Here is a 5,534-nt window from a genome sequence, read left to right on the forward strand (position 1 = left end):
CGCGTTGCTCGGTCCCCCAGCAAAATTGTTTCTATATTTTACCCGGGGGGTGTCTTAGGAAATTTATTTTAATTTAATTCTTTATCTAACTTCTTATTTATCTTATCGATAACAATGATATTTACATTGCAAATCATTAAAGCTATTAGAAGAATGTTTATAAGTAAGTTAATCATTTAATAGCTAAACCAAAGAATAGCTCAGCATATTCAATAATAATATGAGCTTCTGTTAAAGTCATATTTAGATAATGTTCTAACCAATGTTCACGTAGACTTTTCTTTACAGTTTCAAGTGTAATCTTCTCACATGCTCTTGGATTACATATGTGACGTATCAGTTTGTATGTTGTGTAGATGTCACGCTGAAACTGTTTAAATATATCTAAAGCACGTTCATCATCTGTTCCGTCTTTCATTAATGTCTTGATGAATTGCAAGTCATATATGTTACCTTGTATCATTAGGCTGTCCACACTTACCACCTCTCTTCATCTACTATCGTGCAACGCTTCTTCACTATGTTTTTCTCTTTGCCATGTTCTTTGTTATGGCAGCGAATGCATAGCGTTTCTAGGTTGCTTAATACGTACGCTAAATCTGGTCTGTCACGTAACTCTTTGATGTGATGGACATTCCTACCTTTGCTGTACTTACCTTTGCGCTTGCACTCCTGACACTCACTGTTGCCTCTCTCTAACGCCTTAATCCTAATGTTCCTTCTCCAATAAGAATGCTTATAGAACTTGATAATCTTATCTTGCTCATATAGTTTATTAATCTCTTGTATCGTTAGAGGTTGCATCATCTCACCCCTTATCTTTCATTGCTTTCAATTGTTCCATTTCCTTTCGCAATGATAGTTCAATTTCAAAATTAATTTCCCGTTCTCGCCTCTTCTCTAACCAAGAACAGAATACAATTCCGAATAAAGAGCCTACACAAAAACCGATCAAGAAATCTAACCATTCCATTACATCACCTCTTAATCCAAAATAAAAAGCACCCGTATGGATGCTTTGAAATTGGTTATTAATTTATACTTTAATTACGGTACGTGAAGTTTTATTCTTATTCCAATCACCTAATGATGAACTGCTGATACGCATCAACAATATTAAGTAACTGGAAGAAGAGCAAAAGCTCTCCCTAATGACAGTATCATTCAATCATTACCATCTGCTGGTTTCGGATTTTATGTGCGTCATTATGAACCGTTTAGAAATTTAGAAACAACATAGTAAGTTGTGTTTTCCGCCACTTCTCACAATACAAATATATCACGTAGATTCCAAAACAACCGGCACATTTCCTGCCAAAAATCGGTCACGACTCTGCCACTCTCTTTAATATAAAACTGAACGTAACACTACAACACCACCAAGCTGTTTTAATATATCTTCTTTAGTGGAATTCATAAAACTCTCATATGCGTTATGATTTACTAATAAAATTGTGGCTTCTTTTAAATCAAATTCAAAATCACCTTTTGTTCTCCATTCTCTTTCATGAGTCCAATCTATGATATTCTCTTCATCATCTAAATCAAAGTTTACTATTCTCCACCACTCTTCTTGAGGTAGAATTTTTTTTGCAATTTCTTTCTTTTCATATAGTACAGGTCTACCACCTTTTTGATAAACATAATGCTTTGGGAAAGCTATTCCAATTGGAACATATCTTCTTTGCGCTTCCTCTTGATTACGTAGTTGTTCGAATAAAGTATTCTGACATACACCACTCAAAGGCATATCTTGAAAACATACTGCTGAATTAGGGCCATTAATATATCCTGATTTAGTCGTACTTCCTTTCAATGTTTTCGATTCTAAAATTTCTTGCAAAACACGTTGAGCACTTTTTAATCGTTTTCCACGATTATCAAATTTCCCTTTAGTTAGATGGACTAAGTAACTACTTATATCCGTTCTATGGCGATAACGATCTTCCCATTCTTTAATTTTATATCCCATTATTTGCACCTCATTATATATTAATGTAATTTTGTTTATTATATCATATTAGTTACCCATATCTTATATTGTGTGTAACTGAACCCTTTGCTTAATCCCTTGGTATCATTGATTTCATTTCACTTTCTCTTTTGAGTTACACAGTACGAAAATTATGAGTAACCGTATTGAGATACCACTAATATTTTGAAAAACAAGCTAAGACAAAAATAAAATAAGCTGCCCATGTGGACAGCTTATTTACATAATTCTCGTTATTGGAAGTTGATTAATATCAGTTCATTTGTTTTTCGAAAGGAGTTATTTTGTTCGTTCAAAGATAATATCAAAGTAATTCGCGTACCCCATAGTTGGTGGCGCAAATAGTTGATTTTATAGGGGGAAAACCTGTAACTAAAACCTAATATAGGTGTTTTTGTTTAAATTTTGCTTAATTCTCACCGGTAATTAACTTAAAATTTAGAAATCGTTATATAATGAATTTAATTTAAAATTAGGAGTGATTAAATTGCCAGATATGATAAACCTCGTTCTTTTCATCATTATAGCGAGGTGTTAAAACTTCTAATAGAAAGCATATTCGATTAAGAAAGAAGGGGTAGTTATGAAAACTAGTGAAGAAACGCATTGGCAAAGGTTTAAACGTAAGAGTAAATCCCCGAAAGAGTGGTTAAAGAAAGTATACGAATTTTTTATTAATGAACACGTATGGGATGCTATCTTTAAAGTGTTCCTTAAACTAGTATGGGCAGTAAAAGGTATGGGGAAAAGCTTGAAACGGGTAATAGAAAACATATTCAATTAAATTCTATTCTTTCATACTTTCCTCTTATAGGAAGGAAATATCAATCACTGAGCATTAATAATTTTTAACTGAGTAACAGTTCCAAAAATGATTTTTAATAGAAAAAAAGGGTTACAGATTCGATTGTAACCCTTTTTCCAAATCTTTTTTGTTTTATACGGCTCCTATAATGATTATAGGACTGAAGTATGATTCGAAATAGCGTTGATTATATGATTCCAATCGTCACAGTGAATCTCGTGACCCGCCCCTTCTAGGGTTAGTAACAAAGCATGGGGAATTTCATCAACAAGAGCAAGACCATGCTCGTATGGAAGCACTATATCCTCTGTACCATGGATAACCAAAGTAGGTATATTGATTCCTTTTAACTTCCCTTCATAAGAATCATCACCTTTAAGAAGGGAGTGATTAAACATACTGAGTAGGTTATTTGCTCGTTTTATTTCTTTTTCTACCTGCTTATAAACCCTCTTCTCATCGAATTTATGATTTGAACCACAGAGTAAATCTGATCCTGCAACCAAGTAATTTGCAACAGATTCTTCATCTGACCAATTTAGTTTGGCCGCATTAGCATGGTAAGCGAGTATCTTCTCATCGATCGGAGGTAAATTCCTGTTGTTGTCTTCAGAACCAAAAATACCTGATGCAATCAAAGTTATACTTAGAACTCTCTGAGGGTTCCTTAAGGCTACAATTTGAGCAATCATTCCACCCAATGACATTCCAACAATATGTGCTTCGTCAATATGATATGCATCAAGTACTCCAATCGCATCATCAGCCATATCTACCACAGTATAGTGGGAACTCCCCGGTTTATAAGTAGTTGACCGTCCGACATCTCTATTATCATAACGAATAACATATCGGCCGGTATCAGCTAATTGTTGACAAAATTCCTCATCCCAATAAACCATTGAACACATGGCTCCCATAATCAGTAAGACTGCTGGATCTGCTGAATCGCCAAAGCTCTCTGTACATATATCAATTTCATTAATTTTAATAATCTTTTCAGTCATGATTAACTCCTCATTTCATTCGTATTTAGTTAATAAAAAAGACACAATCAAATAAACCCACATATTTTTTAAAAAAATAGTTAGGCATAACGAATTGTGTTTAAAATTAACGTAAACGAATGAACTTGATAATCATGTTAAACACTCTCCTATAAAAAGGGAATAAGGGTAAAACCCTTATTTTGATAATAACATAGCTCTATCAGTATTAATATAGGTTCACTTTTTCTTATTTTATAATTTTAAAAATAATTCCTATTGTATGAATCTGCACTCTTAGTTGAAGAAAAGACGATGTATACAATATCCAAACCTAATTAACATAACGTCTCATTATCGACAGAAAGGAACCTTCTATTTTGTTCTATGGATCTATGCATTTTTTATACATTCCTATCCTAGCGCGATTTTAGGGTTATTGTTTGTTACTGGATTAGCCAAAAAACTGTATAAAACCTTGCATACTTTTAACGTGTTTTTTCAAAAATACTACGATACCCCTAGATTTAAAAGAAATAAGCAATGCTTAGATTTTAAACCTAGTCATTGCTTTATCCATTGCATCTTGATTTACACCTATATAACGTAACGTGACCTTCTCTGACGAGTGATTAAATATCTCCATGAGTAATGCTATGTTTTTTGTTTGCATGTACATGTGATACCCGTATGTTTTTCTTAACGTATGTGTTCCTATTTCATCCAACCCGAACTCTGACGCTGCTCCGCTTAATATCTTATATGCCATGCTACGACCAATAGGACGATTCTTACCTTGTCTGCTTTGCAATAAATACTCATTGTCTTCCCTTTCTTCAATAAACCATTTCAGTTCTCTTTTCAGTGCTGCAGTAATTTGTATTCGTTTCTGTTTCCCTGTTTTCTTTTCTCTCATAGATATATGACTGCCCTTGACATCTCCTACCTTCAGTTTCAAAATATCCGAGATTCTAAGACCTGTATTAATGCCCATAATGAAGAGAATGTAATTACGTAAGCTCTTTTCTTTAAAATAATCTTTTAGCTGCTGTATTTCTTCTGGATCACGTATTGGCTGAACAAAATTCATTATTCTTTACCTCCAGTCTCTTCTGTCTCGTAAACTTCTAATCCAAGCGCAAAAGCAAGTTTATAAAACGCTTTAGACTTCCAACGTCGATAAGTACGCTCTGACATCCCTATTTCGTTATAAACCATGTAATCACATACGTCCTCTTCTTCTAAATACCGTTTATAAATAATATCTCTTTGTATACTTCCTGCACGTCCGTTTCCTAATCGATTTAGAAACTGATCAATACGTACTGACATTCTTTCAAGCCACTCTTCTCGTTTACTTTGTTGAATATTTGCTATAGCAACATCTTCTAATGGTTTCCCAACTGTATGTGTAGGACCATGCTCACGTACTTCATAAGAAGGAGTGACTTTCATTTCTTTACGCATCATCCCAAATTGTCTATGTATACGTACACTTTCCAAGACGCCTTCTAATTCCTCTTGTGTCGCTGTTCTATCGATTTTTGGTAAGAAAGATAATTGTTTAGTCATGTAAGACCACTCCTTTTTATTTTTAAATTACTTTTGTCTTATTGCTCCACGTCTACGTTCATAACAAGGTCTATGCATCCCCATTAAATCTTCAATGTCACGAGTACTTAATTTCTCTTTTCGTTTTTTCTTCTTTTTCTTCTTTGCTTGATTCGATTGCTTTTTCCATTCACGTAAC

General features: G+C 33.8%; 8 protein-coding genes. 1 reads left to right on the forward strand and 7 read right to left on the reverse strand.

Going from position 1 to position 5,534, the window contains the following annotated elements; translation table 11 throughout:
* Window positions 1-172 precede the first annotated feature (172 nt).
* The 4 genes from CQ064_RS32655 to CQ064_RS32665 all read right to left on the reverse strand — a co-directional run bounded on the left by CQ064_RS32655 (window position 173) and on the right by CQ064_RS32665 (window position 1,972).
* Window positions 173-418, reverse strand: coding sequence for a hypothetical protein (locus CQ064_RS32655; protein WP_003269337.1), 246 nt, complete (start codon window positions 416-418; stop codon window positions 173-175).
* 59 nt (window positions 419-477) lie between these two features.
* Window positions 478-807 (reverse strand): HNH endonuclease signature motif containing protein, encoded by a 330-nt coding sequence (locus CQ064_RS32660; RefSeq protein ID WP_015055127.1) that lies wholly within the window; start codon window positions 805-807, stop codon window positions 478-480.
* A gap of 1 nt (window position 808) precedes the next feature.
* Window positions 809-973 carry a hypothetical protein gene (locus CQ064_RS33890; protein ID WP_000455006.1) on the reverse strand — a complete coding sequence of 55 codons (165 nt, stop codon included), beginning with the start codon at window positions 971-973 and terminating at the stop codon, window positions 809-811.
* 372 nt (window positions 974-1,345) lie between these two features.
* Window positions 1,346-1,972, reverse strand: a complete 627-nt coding sequence (locus tag CQ064_RS32665) for a hypothetical protein (RefSeq protein ID WP_000540784.1) — start codon at window positions 1,970-1,972, stop codon at window positions 1,346-1,348.
* 604 nt (window positions 1,973-2,576) lie between these two features.
* Between CQ064_RS32665 and CQ064_RS32670 the strand changes: the two genes are divergently transcribed.
* Window positions 2,577-2,777 carry a hypothetical protein gene (locus CQ064_RS32670; protein ID WP_000858032.1) on the forward strand — a complete coding sequence of 67 codons (201 nt, stop codon included), beginning with the start codon at window positions 2,577-2,579 and terminating at the stop codon, window positions 2,775-2,777.
* Between the two features lie 173 nt (window positions 2,778-2,950).
* Here CQ064_RS32670 and mle read toward each other — a convergent pair whose 3' ends face one another.
* The 3 genes from mle to CQ064_RS32685 form a co-directional block, all read right to left on the reverse strand.
* Entirely contained in the window at window positions 2,951-3,805 is an 855-nt protein-coding gene (gene mle, locus CQ064_RS32675) for an alpha/beta fold macrolide esterase (RefSeq protein WP_000136603.1), read from the reverse strand.
* A gap of 526 nt (window positions 3,806-4,331) precedes the next feature.
* Window positions 4,332-4,874, reverse strand: a complete 543-nt coding sequence (locus tag CQ064_RS32680) for a site-specific integrase (RefSeq protein WP_001012110.1) — start codon at window positions 4,872-4,874, stop codon at window positions 4,332-4,334.
* Window positions 4,874-5,356, reverse strand: coding sequence for an ArpU family phage packaging/lysis transcriptional regulator (locus CQ064_RS32685; RefSeq protein WP_000166187.1), 483 nt, complete (start codon window positions 5,354-5,356; stop codon window positions 4,874-4,876). The genes CQ064_RS32680 and CQ064_RS32685 overlap by 1 nt, the downstream gene beginning before the upstream one ends.
* Window positions 5,357-5,534: the final 178 nt, after the last annotated feature.

The sequence above is a fragment of the Bacillus sp. MYb78 genome (genome assembly GCF_002975115.1).
Lineage (GTDB): Bacteria > Bacillota > Bacilli > Bacillales > Bacillaceae_G > Bacillus_A > Bacillus_A cereus.